At 42.5% G+C, this 17,537-nt stretch carries 18 protein-coding genes; 9 read left to right on the top strand and 9 right to left on the bottom strand.

What is annotated here, in order from left to right:
- Positions 1-17: 17 nt before the first annotated feature.
- Both J7384_RS00395 and J7384_RS00390 read right to left on the bottom strand, forming a co-directional pair.
- On the bottom strand, positions 18-1,580 hold the full coding sequence (locus J7384_RS00395) for a cation:proton antiporter family protein (RefSeq protein WP_209110063.1): 1,563 nt from the start codon (positions 1,578-1,580) through the stop codon (positions 18-20).
- A 63-nt stretch (positions 1,581-1,643) separates the two neighbouring features.
- On the bottom strand, positions 1,644-2,264 hold the full coding sequence (locus J7384_RS00390; RefSeq protein ID WP_209110061.1) for an arylesterase: 621 nt from the start codon (positions 2,262-2,264) through the stop codon (positions 1,644-1,646).
- Between J7384_RS00390 and J7384_RS00385 the strand changes: the two genes are divergently transcribed.
- The 3 genes from J7384_RS00385 to J7384_RS00375 all read left to right on the top strand — a co-directional run bounded on the left by J7384_RS00385 (position 2,263) and on the right by J7384_RS00375 (position 6,858).
- Positions 2,263-3,003, top strand: coding sequence for an ABC transporter ATP-binding protein (locus tag J7384_RS00385; RefSeq protein WP_209110059.1), 741 nt, complete (start codon positions 2,263-2,265; stop codon positions 3,001-3,003). The genes J7384_RS00390 and J7384_RS00385 overlap by 2 nt on opposite strands.
- A 12-nt stretch (positions 3,004-3,015) precedes the next feature.
- Positions 3,016-5,583 carry an FtsX-like permease family protein gene (locus J7384_RS00380; RefSeq protein ID WP_209110058.1) on the top strand — a complete coding sequence of 856 codons (2,568 nt, stop codon included), beginning with the start codon at positions 3,016-3,018 and terminating at the stop codon, positions 5,581-5,583.
- A 234-nt stretch (positions 5,584-5,817) separates the two neighbouring features.
- A complete protein-coding gene (locus tag J7384_RS00375; RefSeq protein ID WP_209110056.1) occupies positions 5,818-6,858 on the top strand; it encodes an AI-2E family transporter in 1,041 nt (346 codons plus the stop codon).
- Between the two features lie 34 nt (positions 6,859-6,892).
- Here the strand turns inward: J7384_RS00375 and J7384_RS00370 are convergent, their stop codons facing one another.
- The 3 genes from J7384_RS00370 to J7384_RS00360 are packed head-to-tail and all read right to left on the bottom strand — an operon-like array spanning position 6,893 to position 8,275.
- Positions 6,893-7,366, bottom strand: coding sequence for a lysozyme inhibitor LprI family protein (locus J7384_RS00370; protein WP_209110050.1), 474 nt, complete (start codon positions 7,364-7,366; stop codon positions 6,893-6,895).
- A gap of 5 nt (positions 7,367-7,371) precedes the next feature.
- Positions 7,372-7,674, bottom strand: a complete 303-nt coding sequence (locus J7384_RS00365; RefSeq protein WP_209110048.1) for a YciI family protein — start codon at positions 7,672-7,674, stop codon at positions 7,372-7,374.
- Between the two features lie 49 nt (positions 7,675-7,723).
- Positions 7,724-8,275, bottom strand: a complete 552-nt coding sequence (locus tag J7384_RS00360) for a septation protein A (protein ID WP_209110046.1) — start codon at positions 8,273-8,275, stop codon at positions 7,724-7,726.
- Between the two features lie 154 nt (positions 8,276-8,429).
- On the opposite strand from J7384_RS00360, the gene J7384_RS00355 reads away from it, so the two are divergent.
- Positions 8,430-9,143, top strand: coding sequence for a transporter substrate-binding domain-containing protein (locus J7384_RS00355; RefSeq protein WP_209110044.1), 714 nt, complete (start codon positions 8,430-8,432; stop codon positions 9,141-9,143).
- Positions 9,144-9,181: 38 nt separating this feature from the next.
- Positions 9,182-9,637: a GNAT family N-acetyltransferase gene (locus J7384_RS00350; RefSeq protein WP_209110042.1), complete on the top strand. Its 456-nt coding sequence runs from the start codon at positions 9,182-9,184 to the stop codon at positions 9,635-9,637.
- Positions 9,638-9,717: 80 nt separating this feature from the next.
- On the opposite strand, the gene J7384_RS00345 is transcribed toward J7384_RS00350, so the two are convergent.
- Positions 9,718-10,518: a hypothetical protein gene (locus J7384_RS00345; RefSeq protein WP_209110040.1), complete on the bottom strand. Its 801-nt coding sequence runs from the start codon at positions 10,516-10,518 to the stop codon at positions 9,718-9,720.
- A 186-nt stretch (positions 10,519-10,704) separates the two neighbouring features.
- Between J7384_RS00345 and J7384_RS00340 the strand changes: the two genes are divergently transcribed.
- A complete protein-coding gene (locus tag J7384_RS00340) occupies positions 10,705-11,340 on the top strand; it encodes a response regulator transcription factor (protein ID WP_209110039.1) in 636 nt (211 codons plus the stop codon).
- On the opposite strand, the gene J7384_RS00335 is transcribed toward J7384_RS00340, so the two are convergent.
- Entirely contained in the window at positions 11,337-13,061 is a 1,725-nt protein-coding gene (locus J7384_RS00335) for a hybrid sensor histidine kinase/response regulator (RefSeq protein ID WP_209110037.1), read from the bottom strand. The two genes, J7384_RS00340 and J7384_RS00335, sit on opposite strands and share 4 nt — an antisense overlap.
- A gap of 361 nt (positions 13,062-13,422) precedes the next feature.
- On the opposite strand from J7384_RS00335, the gene J7384_RS00330 reads away from it, so the two are divergent.
- The 3 genes from J7384_RS00330 to J7384_RS00320 all read left to right on the top strand — a co-directional run bounded on the left by J7384_RS00330 (position 13,423) and on the right by J7384_RS00320 (position 16,332).
- Positions 13,423-14,349 (top strand): alpha/beta hydrolase, encoded by a 927-nt coding sequence (locus J7384_RS00330; protein ID WP_209110035.1) that lies wholly within the window; start codon positions 13,423-13,425, stop codon positions 14,347-14,349.
- Positions 14,350-14,378: 29 nt separating this feature from the next.
- The gene (locus J7384_RS00325) at positions 14,379-15,044 is read left to right on the top strand and encodes an NAD-dependent epimerase/dehydratase family protein (protein WP_209110033.1); all 666 of its coding nucleotides are present in this window, start codon (positions 14,379-14,381) and stop codon (positions 15,042-15,044) included.
- 127 nt (positions 15,045-15,171) lie between these two features.
- A complete protein-coding gene (locus J7384_RS00320) occupies positions 15,172-16,332 on the top strand; it encodes an alpha/beta fold hydrolase (RefSeq protein ID WP_209110031.1) in 1,161 nt (386 codons plus the stop codon).
- A 73-nt stretch (positions 16,333-16,405) separates the two neighbouring features.
- Here J7384_RS00320 and J7384_RS00315 read toward each other — a convergent pair whose 3' ends face one another.
- Both J7384_RS00315 and nth read right to left on the bottom strand, forming a co-directional pair.
- On the bottom strand, positions 16,406-16,825 hold the full coding sequence (locus tag J7384_RS00315; protein ID WP_209110029.1) for a VOC family protein: 420 nt from the start codon (positions 16,823-16,825) through the stop codon (positions 16,406-16,408).
- A 12-nt stretch (positions 16,826-16,837) separates the two neighbouring features.
- Positions 16,838-17,527: an endonuclease III gene (nth, locus tag J7384_RS00310; RefSeq protein ID WP_209110027.1), complete on the bottom strand. Its 690-nt coding sequence runs from the start codon at positions 17,525-17,527 to the stop codon at positions 16,838-16,840.
- Positions 17,528-17,537 lie beyond the last annotated feature (10 nt).

Here is a 17,537-nt window from a genome sequence, read left to right as displayed (position 1 = left end):
AGTGCCTGAAGCTGAATCTATTTGATCATTGCCATACTTTCTTCAGCGAAACCAACACCGGCTTCGGTGTAAAAGTTGAAAACTTTATCGATCCCCAAGGCTTCTAGTTCTTGCCTCTCATCGTCAAATCGGGCAATAGCGGCGGTTTGGCCACAGTAATTTGCTTTTTTGAGTTGTTTATTAATATTAATCGTATCTTGTACTTTCGGGACTGCGATCAAAATTAACTTTACTCGGGTTAAATCAACATTCTCCCAAAAGTCGCGATCTTCCGCATCGCCCAAATAAGCTTGGAAGCCTCGGCTATTTAACCAGTCAATTTTAGTTCGCTCAGCATCTAGCCCCCACACCTGTTTGCCGACCTGTTCAGCAAGTGCTTGGTATGCACCCATACCAACTCGACCTAAACCAACCACGACAATAGGTGAGTCACACGGTTGATTAAAAACGTCTTCCGCTAGGCGAGTTGAACGCTCTGCGCGTTTCAAACTGCCTTTGCAGTGGGCAAAAATACTATCTGCGTATTTATATAAAACATTGGTCAAGACAAATGACAGTGATACTGCCAATGCTAAGATCACCAACCATTCTTTGGTTAGCCAGCCGGCGGTAACACTCAGTGAAGCGACTATCAAACCAAATTCACTGTAGTTGCCAAGGGCAAGTGCGGCGAGAAAAGAAGTACGCGTTTTTAGCTTTAACGCGCTAAACAGCAAATAAAACCCAGCAAACTTAATGGGTAACACTAACGTGAGTAGTGCCGCAATAGACAACATTTCTAGCGTAGGTAATGCGGTAAAGCCAATGAGTAAGAAAAAACCAATTAAAAATAAGTCTTTAAAATTGAGTAGCGATTTATTGATTTCGCTTGCTTTTGGATGTGAAGCTAACAACATACCGATAATCAAGGCACCCAAATCGCCTTTTATTTTTACCAACTCGAATAATTCGTATGCCCCTAGAGCAAGGAGAAAGCCAGTTAATGGAATTAGTTCTCCGTGACCTACTTTATTGATTATTAGTGAGACAAGTGGGCGAACAAACCACAAGCCAATCAAGGCCAACGCCCAAACAGAAGGTGTTTTACCAGTTGCTAACACTAAAAATGCCACGGCAACAATGTCTTGAATAACTAATACACCAATGGCGAGTTTACCGTGGCGGGTGCGCATTTCCCCTTGTTCTTCAAGCAGCTTCACAACACATACGGTGCTGCTAAAACTCAATGCAAAACCAATTATTGCGGCATTAGCCAGCGATAGGCTGGCAAACTGGCTTAAGCCAATAATGGCAAATAGTTTCACTAACACTAGCGAAAAGATAAGCCATAAGCTCGAGTGGCTTAATGCGCCGCCCCATACTTCGGTTTTAATCAAATCTTTAACGTTGAGTTTTAAACCAATAGTAAACAGCATTAGGGTAATTCCTAAATCTGCTAGTGTCTGTAAGTTAGCGTCTGGGTTAAAACCTAAAAAATGCAGAACAAAGCCTGCGAGCAGGTAGCCAATAGACGGCGGCAGTGACACGACCTTAGCGGCCAAGCCACAAACAAATGCAAACAGAATCCAAATAAATTCCATATTACGACTTCCTGTACAAGAAAATTAGACAGCACTTGTGGTTGAGCGCTGACACTTTTAGCATTAATGCGGGATTATTTCGGCCAATTGATCTTTCATAATATCGACAATCAGCGGTTGAGCTTCAACGGTTGGGTGAATACCATCTGCTTGCATCAGCTCAGACTTAACCGCAACCGACTCGATGAAAAACGGTAACAATTGCACTTGCTTTTCTTCGGCGACTTGCGCAAATACATCACCGAACATTTTGTTGTACCTTGGTCCGTAATTTGGCGGAATGCGTATATTCATCAGGAAAACTGGCACTTTTGCCGCATTAGCCAGGTCGATCATTTGTAACAAATTGTTTTTAATCAAGTTAGGAGGGAAGCCTCGAAGGCCGTCATTTCCGCCTAGTTCAATGATTAAATAGTCGACTTTTTGTTTCGATAATATGCCCGGTAAGCGAGATAAACCGCCGCCTGTGGTTTCACCACTTATGCTAGCATTGACAATAGTGTATGGTTTCTCTTGGGCTTCAAGCTCTTGATTAAGCAAGTGAGCCCAGCCCTGATTTTGTTTCATACCATAGCTTGCGCTCAGGCTATCACCTAGTAATAAAATAGAGGCTTTAGCCCAAGCGTTCGCTGCGAACAGGGTGTTGAGCAGCAAAATTAATAACAGAAAAGTATTCTTTATCATGAAATTAGCTTCCGAAAATATATTGTCATTGCGCGAACTCACTAAATCAGTTGAGCTTGATGGAAAATCGTTAAATATCTTACAACCTATATCCTTAGATGTTAATGCCAGTGAGACAATTGCCATTGTAGGCGCGTCGGGTTCGGGTAAATCAACGTTATTGTCGATCATTGCTGGCCTTGATACACCAAGCACCGGCGAGGTTTATTTAAAACATCAACCTCTGCACCAGTTAAACGAAGAGCAGCGCAGCGCCGTCAGAGCAAAATACGTCGGCTTTATCTTTCAGCAGTTTTTGTTGGTAAATAGTTTAACCGCGCTAGAAAATGTCATGCTGCCGGCTGAACTGGCCAATATTCCTAATGCCGAGCAAAAGGCGAGGGAATTATTAGCACAAGTTGCCTTGGCTGATCGGGCAGATCATTATCCGTCTCAGCTGTCAGGAGGTGAGCAGCAGCGGGTTGCTATCGCTCGCGCCTTTATTTCTCAGCCAGATATTTTGTTTGCCGACGAACCAACCGGCAACCTCGACACTCGCACTGGGCTTCACATCGCAGAGTTGCTGTTCGATATGAATAAGAAATTTGGCACTACCTTGGTATTAGTAACTCATGATCCTAAACTCGCTGCCCGTTGCCAACGTCAAGTGGTGATGGATTCTGGCCAGTTAACCGAATCTTCTGCCGAGTCCTACGATAATCAGGCATCAGACCTAGCCAATGTTGCGCAAGTGAGCTAAGGGAATCAATCGATGTCGACGAACACTTCTTTGAACAGCTCTGGCAGTCAATCAGTTGAAAGTAGTAGCAAGGGCAATAAGCACTGGCTAAAACACGCACTATTGTTATTAAAACACGAGCTCAAACGCGGTGAATTGACCATTATTTTGCTCGCCATCGTGCTAGCGGTGTCGGCGGTGTTTTCACTGTCGGGCTTTTCAAGTCATATCAAACGTGCGCTGATAAATGAAAGTACAACTTTTATTGCTGCTGACCGAGTGTTGGAATCATCAAGGCCAATAGCGCCCGATATTTTGACCGAAGCTGAGCGTAATGCTGTGGTTCATGCTCAGCAGCTAGAAATGTCTTCAATTGTCTTTGCTGGCAACAATATGGCTTTAGCTGATTTATCAGCAGTGTCGGCAGCTTACCCGTTAAGAGGGGAGTTACTGGTAAGCGACAGCGCCGATTTAGCCGACGCAAAACCCGTTAATGCACCGGCGCGTGGTGAGGCGTGGATTGCCGTAAATGGCTTAAAGCAACTTGAAATTAGTGTTGGCGATGAGATTGAAGTGGGGGGTTCCACTTTTAAAGTGGCAGGCGTGATTAGCCAAATTCCTAATGCTTCATTCAGTGTCTTTACCTCTGGACCACAGGTTTTTATCAATATTGACGATATTGCCCAAACCGAGCTGGTGCAGCCGGGCAGCCGTTTAAGCTACAGTTATTTGTTTGCCGGTGAGCCGTCAGCGATTGAGAGTTTTGAAGACTGGCTTAAACCTCAAGTTAACGAAACCCAACGTTGGATTGATATCGAATCTGGACAGTCGCCATTGGCTGGCGCGTTAAATCGGGCGCAAAAATACTTATCTCTTGCCAGTATGTTGGGGATTGTATTGGCGGCTGTGGCGGTAGCGGTCGCCAGCAGGCGTTACAGTCAGCGCCATCAGCCCAGCGTTGCTATTTTTAAAGCCATGGGGGCATCAAAAGCTTACATCACCAAACTGTACTGTTTGCACTGGTCGCTGCTTAGTATTGTCAGTATTTCGATTGGTTTACTCGTTGGCTATGGCATATTACAGGTTGGTCTTAGCGCCATGGCTGAGCAGGTAGAACTCGATGAAAACTACTTTGCTTGGTATCCATTTATTGTTGCCATTATTACTGGATTAATTTGCGCCTTGGCATTTGCCATTGAACCACTGAAAAGTTTGGTTGCGACTAAGCCTTTGAGTATCTTGCGCGGTTATCAAGACGAAAATCGCAAGGCGTGGTTGAACTATTTACCGGCTTTTGTTGCCTTGTTTACGTTATTGTTTGTCTTTAGTCGCGATTTAATGCTCAGTGTCGCGCTGTTAGCGGGCGGTTTAATCGTGGTGGGCATTTTACTTTTGTTCAGTCGAGTATTAATTAATGCAGGTCGGCGAGCTGGTAGCCAAGCGGGCAAGTCATGGCACTTGGCTATGGCTAATTTGCAAAGACGAGCGAAAGAAAACAGTGTTCAACTGATCAGTTTCACCATTGCGATTAAGTTATTGCTACTGATAGTGGTCATGAAAAATGCCTTGATAGATGAGTGGCAACAGCAGTTACCCGATAATGCCGCCAACCGTTTTTTAGTTAATATTTCCGGTCAGCAAATTGACCGTGTTAACGAATTCTTATCTGACAATAATATTGTTTCTAGTGGTTTGTACCCAGTTGTTAGAGGTCGTTTAACCGCGATTAACGACGAGCGAGTCGCGCGCAGGGTAAGCAAGGAAGAAGATGAAGAAGCCGATAACGGCCGCCGTGGTGTCGGTCGTGAGTTAAATTTGACTTGGCGGGCATCATTGCCAACTGAGAACGAGGTGATTGACGGCAGCTGGTGGTCTGAACAAGACCAAAAAACACAAGTGTCGATTGAGCAGGGCGTCGCTGAAAGATTGGATATTGGTGTTGGCGATACACTGACGTTTCAGCTAGGCAGTGAAGAGTTCAGCGTGCCCGTTACCAGTGTACGGGAAGTAAACTGGCAAGCACTGCAACCAAATTTCTTTATGATTTTTAGTCCGCAAGTGCTGGCGGATTTTCCCGCCACTTATATTACTTCGCTGTATGTTGAACCGTCGAAAAAAGAGCTACTGCAAGACTTTCTCAGCCAGTATCCAACCATCAGTATGATTGATGTTGATGCCCTGATTAACCAATTACGCAGTGTTATTGACAAGGTTTCAATAGCCGTTGAGTTCATTTTAGTACTGGTCGTTTTGGCGGGCAGTTTAGTGTTAGTGGCACAAGTACAAGCGAGTATGGAAGAGCGCGAGCGCGAGCTGGCAATATTGAGAACACTTGGCGCCAAGGGCAGTTTACTGCGTAATAGCGTTTTGTTCGAGTTCGTCGCTCTCGGCGCATTGGCAGGTTTTATGGCAAGTGTCGCCATGGAAATTGCGGTTTATGTCATTCAAAGCCGAGTGTTTGATATGACCGTGAGTTTACACTTGCCTTATTGGTTACTAGGCATTGTTGCTGGCGCCAGTTTTGTTGGTTTTATTGGTTTACTCAGTTGCTGGCGATTACTCAATTTGTCGAGTGTCACCCTTATTCGTCGAACCATGTAAAACTTCGAGCTTTTTGAATTAACTGACTGACAAAACACCTTTTTATTGATAGTAACCCGAGCCATTGTGCTCGGGTTATTTTTATTCTGACGACTGATATCTTTTAACACGTATTCACGTCAGCATTTTGCTAGCGAGTATTTTGATAGCTAGTACTTTGATATAAGTGGCGAAAGCTACTCAGTTGTCTTTGTTTGTCGTATAGTAGCGCTATTGCAATGATATGGATTGATTATGGGAAAAGTAAACACGAGTAGTGTTTTAAAAGCGTTAGTTGTTACCGCGGCGCTTTTTGTTATTTTTGCAGGCATTAAAACTGCAACCAATATTTTAGTACCGTTTTTATTGTCGGTGTTTATTGCCATTATTTGTAATCCTCTAGTGGCTAAACTAACCAGTTATCGGGTGCCAAAAGGGCTTGCTGTGATTTCTGTCATTGTCATTTTCGTAGCAATTGCCTTGTCGATAGCCGGTTTAGTGGGTAACTCACTCTCACAGCTCTCACAGTTACTGCCTGAGTACCGAGCACAGCTAACCGAGCAGTTTACTTGGTTAACTGAAAAACTTGCCGAGTACAATATTCAGGTGTCGACCGATTTGTTGTTTGAATATTTTGATCCTGCCGCCGCAATGGGGCTCGCCGCAACTATGCTCAATGGGTTAGGTGGAGTGATGGCTAATTTATTTTTAATCATCATTACCGTCATTTTCATGCTATTTGAAGCCTCTTCATTGCCGAAAAAAGTACACTTAGCGTTAGATGATCCTGAAATGCGTTTAAACCAAATTGATCGCTTTTTGAGCTCAGTTAATAACTATCTCGCAATAAAAACTTTAGTGAGTTTGGCAACCGGTGTTTTGGTGTCGACTATGCTATGGGCGATGAATTTAGACTTTTTCTTACTTTGGGGCGTACTAGCATTTTTGCTGAATTACATTCCCAATATCGGCTCTATCATTGCTGCGGTACCTGCAATGTCGCTGGCATTGTTACAGCTTAGCCCTGCCGCTGCCGGTTTAATTGGTTTGGGTTACCTCGCCATTAACACCGTAATGGGCAATGTCGTTGAACCGCGTTATTTAGGGCGAGGCTTAGGCTTGTCGACATTAGTGGTGTTTTTATCGTTAATTTTCTGGGGCTGGCTGCTGGGAACTGTCGGTATGCTGCTGTCTGTACCATTGACCATGATCATTAAAATCGGTCTGGAAAGCTCTGAAGAAGGGCGTTGGTTTGCGGTAATGCTTTCGGGGGATGACGACCCTAAGCAGGCCTAAGTTATTGAGTGAACACAGTGCGCTTCAGAAACTATTAGTGTTTCTGAAGCTCGTCAATGCGCTCTTGGGTTAAACGAAGATAACACTCTTTGTAATAGAGATTGGCATCGTCGTGTGGCAAACGCTCTAAATAGTGCCAGCGACAATTGTTTTCGCGATAATTTACAAAACTCTTTTGAGATTTGTTGAACATATTAAGCGCTGACTTTCTACCTGTTGATTTGACGGTTTCTCCCAATTCAAACACGTGATTATTAACCCAAGTAGTTAACAACCTATCGAGTTTTGATTTCTCGTTATCAAGACAACGACCGTATTCTATTGGCTTTTTTGGATCGCGCTGACAAGTTTGCATCATCATCTTTTTATCGTGCATTTGCATTGTTTTATCGCCAGCCATCATTTCTTTTTTTTCCATTGATGACTGGGCAGCATAAGCAATTGCCGAATTTGCCAGCAGGCTTGTTAGTACCGCAAGTTTAGCGAAGCGAGTGATGTAGCTAGCCATGTTAATTAAGCCGGTAATACTTTTTTATAAGGTTTAACCGAGACTTTTTGATAGACGCCAGCGTCGACATAAGGGTCTTGGTCTGCCCATGCCTGTGCATCTTCTAGGCTGTTAAATTCTGCAACAACCATTGAACCGGTAAAACCAGCTTGTCCTGGGTCTTCACTGTCAATGGCAGGACATGGACCGGCGATCACTAAGCGACCTTGATTTTGCAATTCAGTTAAACGAGCAAGGTGAGCCGGTCTTGCTTCCATTCTCAGTGGTAAGCTGTTTTCAATGTCTTCGCTGTAAATTAAATAAAGCATTTAATCATCCTATTGTTTTGGCGTTTGTATTGGCGATTAGTATGGGTAATTATTCGGTTTTATCTGATTCTTCGTCTTGCGGTAAGTATTTGTACAGAGACAAGACCGAGCCAAGTGCGAAGACAAACGTCATAATGGTTAAACCAAACACTTTAAAGTTGACCCAGATTTCTTGTTCGAAATTAAACGCAATATAGAGATTTAAACCACCACACAAGACAAAAAAGCTCACCCATGCAAGGTTAAGACGACGCCAAATTGGCTCCGGTAGTGTTAACGATTCGCCGAGAAATTGTTTGATTAAGTTTTTCTTAAAAACAAAATCTGACACTAATAATGCGATGGCAAAAACGCCATTAATCAATGTTACTTTCCATTTGATAAAGGCATCGTCATGAAAAAATATGGTTAAACTGCCAAATACCGCAATCAAACCGAAGAATATCCATTGTCTTGTCGGCACTGGCTCTTTTTTAATGAGGTAGTAAAGAATTTGTAGGGCAGACGTGACTATGAGTGAGCCTGTTGCCCAATAAATGTCTGCAAATTTAAAAACAACGAAAAAAACAATAAGGGGGATGTATTCGAAAATGGCGTGCATATTCAGTTGAAACTACTATGTGGAATAAATAACTAGCGCTGATTCTATCGAATGTAGAGAAAATATCCACTGTATTTGTTATCATAGCAGCGCCTTGGAAGAACAGTATGGGATAGATGGAAGAGTAGTTTATTTTACGTTAGGTAATCGCGCAGTGTTTCGACAGTTAACCGTATTCGCATTAGTAGTTTTTAGCATAGTAAGAACCGCAGTGGCTGAACCACTAGATATTGTTATTTCAAGCTATCCTCCCTTTAGTTATCAACATGCACCAAATTCCTCTGAAAGCTTTATCACTAAAAAAATAATTGATGCCTTTGCCGCGGTTGATATCGAAGTGAATTTTCACTTTGTCGATTGGTCAGAAAATATCGAATCTGCGCGAGGTGGCGTGTATGACGCCAGTGCCTTTTGGTTTTGCGACCAGCAGCGACAACAACAATTTATTTGCAGTGAGCCGCTTTCTTTTGAAAAAATTGTCTTAATGCATCGCAAAGGTGAGAGTTTAAACAACTGGCATAGCTTGTTAGATTTATCTGACTATCGCATTGGTGCGATACGCAGTTTTACCTACACCAGCGAGTTTTGGTCGCTTACCGATCGTTCGATGTTGGATATTCGATTTGCCGACTCCGACCAAGAAAACATTAAGCGTTTGCTAAACAGCGATGTCGACGTTATTCTCGTCTCGGAAATAGTCGCCTCATATTTACTTGATCAAGAATTTAATTCTTCGCAACGCGAGCGGTTGGCAGTGCACTATCGACCGTTTATCCGAGGTACAACGCATTTGTTATTCCCAAGAGGTAATGCAAAGAGCGAAGCTTTAGTGGCTTTGTTTAATCAAGGCTTACAAACCATAAAGTAAGCTGAATAAAAATATATAGACACTCTGCAGGTAGTAAAGTGACAGAGCACAAAATTAGCGTCAAACTAAGTTATCGCAGCGCACAGCCGCAAGATATTGAGTTTTTATTGAATTTGCGCAAGCTTTCAATGAACGATCACCTGAACAAAGCCGGTTTTGACACATCAGATCAATATCATCTATCACGGATTCACGAGAGTTTCGGCGATTCATTGATTATTGAAGTCAACGGGAATGCCGTTGGCTTGTTAAAGTTGGCGCGATTTAGCGACCGTTTACACATTCGCCAGTTCCAAATTTTACCCAAATTCCACAACAAAGGTATTGGCGCTAAGGTACTCAATTCGGTCAAGAACAAAGCGAATAGTTTAAAGCTGCCAATTACCTTAAACGTGTTGTTCGACAACCCTGCACGCAGTTTATATTTGCGCCATGGTTTTGAAGTCATTGGCCAAACGGAATTTGAATTTCAAATGCGTTATCAAAATGCATGACATTAACAAATTGGCGCAGTTTATATTCGTTATATTACTGCGCCACAGTTGGTATGGGATAGTGGGGCTCTCTAGCGTTTTTAGTTAAAAGGCGTTCTTATGTATTCAAAGCCAAATAAGCTAGTTTTGGTTTTCTTGTTGTAGTATTGGCAATAGAGTTTCTCGCCGCCTTTGGGCGCAAGCATACTTTGCTTAGCTAAAACAGTTAACATCGTTTTACCGCGGCTGTCTAACACATCATCCCAAGCGCGGCTGCGCGAGCCATTAGAACCTTCTGCACAAGCTTCGACGTGTTCTTCACTGTGACCACAGTGCAGCATAATATCTTTACCTGCTAAGTAGGTGACTTTAACTGGATATTCACTTCTCGCCTCTTTCAAAACGCCTTCCTGCGGCTTGTCTGAACGTACACACTGCATCGTCCAGTTGTAGCCCATGTCATCGTATTTTTCGGTATCGACTTCCATATAAACCACTTGCAGAGGCTTTAACGATGGCAAAATACAGTCGCTCGACACTTGGTGCTTACTTCGATTAACAAGGCCTGAACGTTCTTCGGTAGAGAAACCTTGTTGGAAAGTGTAATCGCCGTATTCACCGACCATGACATTACTTAGGTCAAGACCAGCACACTTGGTAAACTTAGTTAAATTTTCACTTGGGCCATCGCCCAAGCTAATAGTTTGGTCACTATTTGTTGCTGTTGCCGAAGCTGTGGGCTGTGCAGGTGCGGATGGCTGTTTTTTGTCGCCTTGTTTGATCAGTTTTTTAGCTGCTTGTTCTGATTTATTTTTTAGCTTATCAAATAAGTCAGCGTGCGCTATTGATGTAGTTGTTAAAAAACAAACGCTTAACGAGATAAGTAACGATTTTTTCTGCATGTTGTTTTCCTATTTTATACTCAATTAGTTTTTTGATGGGCGACCAGCATGTTATGTCCATAGCGCAGGCTTTCGTGACAAAATCATACTTTAGTAGTAATGATTTTTATTTAGCTGTCGTTTGCTGGTATTGTTAGAAAAAACAGAGCTAGAATAGTTTTGCTATCACTTGGGTTTAATTGCACTGTGAAAATACTTAATTTAGATGACCACCCGCTGTTTAGTAGTGGCTTGAAAGCATCCTTGTTGTCTTCTGAGCACAAATTTGATGTTGTAGTGATGGAAGATGCTCATTGTGCGTTGAGCTATTTAAATCAGAATCATGATGTCGATTTAATTGTCTTGGATATAGCAATGCCTAATATGGACGGTATCTCGTTTATGCGAGCATTGCTCAACAGAGATATTTACGTGCCAGTTGCTATTATGTCGGCAAGTGAAAATATTCAGCAACTCAAGCAGGCGTTCGAGTTGGGAGCGCTGGGCTTTCTGCCAAAATCTCTATTACCTGAAGAGCTTGTTAATGCCTTGCTCACTATCTATCAAGGTAATACTTTTATTCCGCCCAAATTGAAAGCCGCACTCAACAATATGACTAAGTTTGCCGAGGAAAATACGCAAACGGTATTGAGTAATAGGCAGTTAGAAATTTTAACTATGGTGCAGCAGGGACACTCCAATCAAAATATTGCCAATGTTTTGTTCATCAGTGAAACTACGGTTAAATCTCACTTACAAAGCATTTTTAAAATTATTGGTGCAAAAAACCGCGTTGACTGTGTGCAAAAGTCTGTTGAATTAAAAATTCTATCAACCGGTTAGCTCTGAAATAACTTTCTTTGTATCACTGCACGTAGTTGCGCTGGCTTTACAGGTTTATGGAGCAAGGTGTAGCCGCTTGCTTTTACTTGGTCGATAACTTCTGGCGCTGTGTCCCCACTAATGATGATGCTAGGAATATGAGTGGTGCCATAGAGCGCCTGTAAGTTTTCGATTGCTTCGACACCAGTGCAGTCGACTAGTCTATAATCCGACAGCACGATGTCGGGTTTAGGTGCCTCTATCACCAACTTACCTATATCTGCTTCCGACTCTGCGGCTAGCACTTCCATGCCCCACAAAGCCAATTGTGAACACAAGGCTTCTCGAACATTTTTGTTATCTTCAATCACTAACGCACAAATATTGTTTAGATCACTATCAAAGAGTTTTTCTTGTTGAGTCGGTTGAGGTGCTGTCGCTGGTTTGTCTGCCTTTGGCAGGACCAAACTAAACAGAGAACCAGATTCTGGGTGAGAATCGACCAAGATATTGATATTCATGAGCAAGCAAATACGTTTCACAATTGACAGGCCAAGGCCAACACCATGTTCGCTATTGCGTTCTTTATTGCCAACTTGATAAAACTCATCAAAAATGTGCTGTTGTTGCTCGTCGCTAATACCAATACCTGAATCTCGGACAGAGATTGAAATAGCCTGTTCACTTTGCTCGTCAACTGAAACCGCTACTTGACCTTCGACGGTGTATTTAATGGCATTATCGATCAAATTTGCTAGAGCGCGCTCCAGTAAAACTTTGTCAGCACATACCCAGTCCTTGGTTTTAGGTATAACAAGCTCTATATTCTTTTTCTCTGCTGCATGGCTAAATCGTTCTTTTAGTTCGTCGAGTATGTTGTCAATGGCAATTGGTTGGATGTTGATTTCAACAGAGTCGGCATCGAGCGCTGAAACATCGAGCATATGATTCAATAGCGCATTGAGCGAGTGGGTGCTAGATTTCAGCTGTTTGAGTATTTGTGTGTTGTCGCTTGAGCCATTGTTCAATGCAGACAAAAATAGGTTTAGAGCTTGTAAGGGTTGTCGCAAATCATGACTCGCCGCGGCTAAAAAATCGGTGCGTGATTTTGCTAAAACCTCGTTTTGTTTTCTTAGCAGTAAGTTTTGAATATTCCCTTTGTAGGCGACGTAAACAACTTTCGACAAGTACAAAGTAAAGGCGAGAAATATTGCCGCCAGTAAAAAGTTTGGCTCTGGTACCCCCACTAAAAAGGCAACCATAAACACAGTCATAAACGTGACGGTATAGGTTAAAAAGTAGCTTAACCAATAGCCACCAATACCAGTACTGCCAATGCCAATGCCTAGGTTTATGGTAATAAGAAATACAGACTCTTGCGGGTATTGTTGAAAGTCGAGATAAAACGCTGAAGCCCCCCACAGTAAGCTATTGATAAAACACAAGCACAAAGAAAGCGTTGTAAATGTTTTATTTAAAACAGTTGAACCTTTGATTTGAAAATACCAATGAGTCAACGCAAAGCGCATAGATAGCACAAGAAACTGTAGCGACAGCCAAATGAGAATAATACCGCGGTCAACGACATCGGCAAAAACCCAAGCACAGGCGATGATGAAAATTGCCTGCATCATTAAGGTTTGCTTGTGAATGGCAACAACGCGTTGTGCTTTTTCACGCTCGATAAAGTTGTTGACTTCTACTTGGTGAAAACCGAGGGATTGAGCTGCGTCTTTGTACATTGAAGATAGTTGAGCTTGGCGATAATAAGCTATCTAGCGTACTACATATTACTCTTTAGGTAAGCCTACTAAAGTATGATTTTTATTTCTTACAGTGATGTTGTGCCGTTTTTTTAGCTGTCGTTTTGTATACAAGTTTCGCAGTTTTGTGCACTGACTTACTAGACCTATTCAACAATAATGAACCCCATAAAAAGTCCTTCGCTGTTTAAGCACTAGTTGACATTGATTAGAGCATTCAAACAGAAGGTTAGTTGAAACAGCAGAGGCTGTGCTCTGCGACTATCGCAATCCGTCAAAGCATATAACGTTGCATACATTGCTCAACAGATATGCTTTAAACCAAAACTAGAGGTGTTATATGAATATTAAGAGCGTAACGTTTAAATCATTTGGTGTTGAATTAGTTGGCAACTTATATCTACCAGAAGGCTTTGATGAGAACAAAAAATACAAAGCGATTGTTGGTGCTAGTCCGTTCCCGCAAGTTAAAGAACAAGTACTCGGTACTTATGGTCCAGAAATGGCAAAAAGAGGTTTTGTCTTTTTAGCGTTTGATTATCTGGGGATGGGCGATTCGCCAGTATTAGCCGGTGAAAACAAGCAATCTCGTTACATGTTCAGACTGATTGAAAATACTTGGGATGCGGTTTCATACTTAGGCACTCTGCCGTTTGTTGATGATATTTATGGTCTTGGTATCTGTCAGGGTGGCTCGATTATTTCGTCAGCGTCTGTTACCGACCACCGTATTAAAAAGCTAGCAACTGTTTCAGGCATGATGGCAGCAGACCCATTTCAGTGGACAGACAAAACAGTTGTACATCAAATGATTGCTGCGGCTAACGCGTCGAAACAGAAAATTTACGCATCTAACCAAGCTGACTATGTTGCGCCTTTTGGCCTCAACGACGAGCAATCACGAGAAGAGTTTACTGGCACTGCTGATTTTCCTGAAATGGCTGGTGAAACTTACGACTATTATGGTCGAGATGGTGTTAAAGGCCCTAAGGCAGTCGAGAATTTCACCAATATGCATATTGGTGACCAGGCCATGCAATCGCTATTTTCATTGTGTGAACACTATGCCGATAAAATTGTTCAACCAACACTTGTTGTTTACGGCAAAGATGCGCCAACGGCGATTTGTTCGACAGCATTTATTGAGAAGCTGACCAATAACCCGGAAGTGCTAGCGGTATCTGGTTTCAGTCACGTTGACTTTTACCACAATCCTGAGGCAGTCAAAGTATCCGCAGATGCATTAGCGGAATTTTTTAACAAGTAGTTATTCAAAACAACATTAAAGGCAAGATTATGGGACTAAGAGTATTGATTACCGGAGCAACTGGCTTTCTCGGAGGCGGAGTATTACAAGAGTGCCTTGAAAACGATCAAGTTAGCTCTGTGGTCAGTATAAGTCGTAGCTCGGTAAATATATCGTCAGACAAACTCGAAGAAATAATCTTGCCTAATTTTTCTAATCTCTCTGCAATAGAGCAAAAGTTAGAAGGCTTTGACGCATGCTTCTATTGTTTGGGCGCTTCCTCAAATGGTATGAGCGAACAGGCATATCGAAGCGTGACCTTAGCGCTATCGCAGACATTTGCTGACAAAATACGGCAACTGAACCCCGAAATAAGCTTTAGCTTTATATCGGCTGAGGGTGCGGACATTAATGGCAAAGCTATGTGGGCGCGAGTTAAAGCAGAAGCAGAACAGGCGATCCTTAACACGGGCTTTAAAAGCGCTTATGTTTTCAGGCCTGCGATTACTTACCCTGATAACAATGTTGAAATTAGGTCTAAAATGAATCGATACGCCACTTATGTGATTAAACCTTTGTATCCGCTATTGAAGCGTTTGATACCCAATATGGTAACCACAACCAGTAAATTCGGCAAAGCGATGATTCATGTCACCAAATTTGGCTTTGACAAGCAGGTACTGGGTTGTAAAGAAATCAACCACCTTACTCAATAGTTATAGTGCTTGGCTGCAAAAGAAACACTGATATGTATACAAATCTTGTAACTTTGTTTAACGACTTGTGAGTTGTGTTTCTTTATCCTTTAGCTATTAATAAATTCTTAATTATTCAGGTGAGTTCATGAAAACTTTGCTCAAATTAACACTACTCGCCATTGCGGCAGTAGCCATAGTCGGTTGCACGCTGCTGAATAGCGAAAATAAAGCACCTCTGTATCAATCGCCTGATTACTACAACTATCTCCAGTCGTCTTACAGTGATTACTTAAAATCGACAAAAGCTTGGCTTGAGATCAACAGAGACTTTATTAGTCCGGACAGGGAAAAAGAGTTGGCGATGAATATGCCATTTGAGCTCGGTGATAAAAGTGCTAGCGAAAAAGCTATTTTGCTCGTCCACGGTTTAGGTGATTCACCTTTCAGTTTTTCTGACTTAGCAAAGTCACTAGCAAACCAGGGTTTCTATGTGCAAACCTTGTTATTGCCTGGTCATGGCAGTAAACCAAGCGATTTAATGTTGCCTACTTATGCCGATTGGCAAGGTATTGTCGACCACTATGCAAGTTTGTTGAAACGCGACTTCGATAAAGTGTGGTTGGGCGGCTTTTCAACAGGAGGTAATTTAGTCACTATTCACTCGCTTGAACAAGGTGATGTTGACGGCTTAATGTTGTTTTCTCCAGGCTTTCAATCTAAAACGCCAAAACTTGAACGGTTAGCGCCATTTGTCGCTTTATTTATTGATGGCTATGAGGCTGAGGAAAAAAATTTAGCTCGTTACACGTCTGCGCCGTTAAAAGGAGCTATTGCGTATTCAGACAGTGCAGTGAAGCTGCGCAGTTTATTGAACTCGCAAACGTTGTCGATGCCAACGTTAATCGTACTTAGTGAAGCCGATAGCGTTGTTGATCCTGAGGCAGTAAGAAGTTTGTATCAAACACGCTTTAACAACCCTAATAATCAATTGATATGGTATGGCGAGTCGACATTTGACGATAAATCGATTCAAACTTTGACCATGAAATTAGCGTCGAGTAGGGTGAGTACTGGCTCTCACATGAGTCCGTTGTTTGCAAAAAACAATTCGTATTACGGTGTTAACGGCGAGCACTTGATGTGTATGAATAGCTTTGATGATGATGCCAATAGCGCTTGTGAAAATGGCGCTGAAGTGTGGTATTCGGCATGGGGCTATGAAGAGCAAGGCAAAATCCACGCGCGATTAACGTGGAATCCGTATTATTCTGCTTTAGAGCACACGATGGCAACTATTGTCCAGTAATGCTAATAAAAGCCTCAATAGCAACAGCCTCCAATGATTGGTCGCTGTTGCTTAATGATTCTCAGTGTTTAGCTTACCAAGACCCCGTGTTTTCCATGCTCAACCAAGGCTCTTGAGGTGGTAATGGCTCACCGGCTTGCAACAGCTCAATTGAAATGCCATCAGGACATTTAACAAACGCCATGTGACCGCAGCGCGGTGGTCGATTAATGACAACACCTGAGTCTTGCAACTGTTGGCAAAGCTGATAAATATTTTCAACGCTAAATGCAAAGTGACCAAAGTTTTTACCTTGGCTATAGGCTTCAGTTTGATCCCAGTTATGGGTAAGTTCAATTTCTGCTTCGCCTTCAGCGGTAGCAAGGTAGATGAGGGTAAATTTACCTTGTGGGTAGTCTTTGCGGCGAATCTCGGTTAAACCGAGTTTGTTAACGTAAAAGTCGAGTGATTTGTCAACGTCTTGCACTCTGATCATGGCGTGTAAATATTTCATTGTTAAATCCAGCTATTTTTTCTTTTTGCTCTGTTCTTTTAATACTTGATTAATAAAGCTTTTACGACCAAATTTTTGCGTGATAATACATTTATCTAGCGAAAACCCACGGGCGGGGCAGTACTCGCGGCCGTAATAGATAATTTGTAAGTGAAGGTCGTTCCACTTTTCTCTTGGAAACAGGCGCTTACCGTCTTTTTCGGTTTGCTCAACACTTTTGCCATTTGACAAGCCCCAGCGATACATCAGGCGGTGGATGTGAGTATCCACTGGAAATGCTGGTACGCCAAAGGCTTGTGCCATCACTACCGATGCTGTTTTGTGGCCAACGCCTGGCATCGCTTCCAGCGCTTCAAAGTCTTGCGGCACTTCACCGCCGTGCTGTTTGATAATCATGTCAGACAGGTGCCAAATGCCTTTCGACTTCATCGGCGATAAGCCACAGGGCCGAATGATTTCTTTAATTTCATCGATGCTCAGTAACACCATATCAAAGGGATTGTCGGCGCGGGCAAAAAGCTTAGGAGTAATTTGGTTTACCCGCTCATCAGTGCACTGGGCTGACAACAAAACGGCAACGAGCAGGGTGTAAGGATCTTTGTGATCTAGCGGAATAGGAACTTCGGGGTACAACTCGTCCAGAATATCGATTATCGCCTGAACTTTTTCTTTTTTAGAAATCGGTTTGCTGAGTTCATTCATCTTGATGTAT

This window comes from Endozoicomonas sp. G2_1 (assembly GCF_017744155.1).
Taxonomy (GTDB): domain Bacteria; phylum Pseudomonadota; class Gammaproteobacteria; order Enterobacterales; family Alteromonadaceae; genus JAGHQT01.
This window is presented reverse-complemented; position numbering and strand designations above follow the sequence as displayed.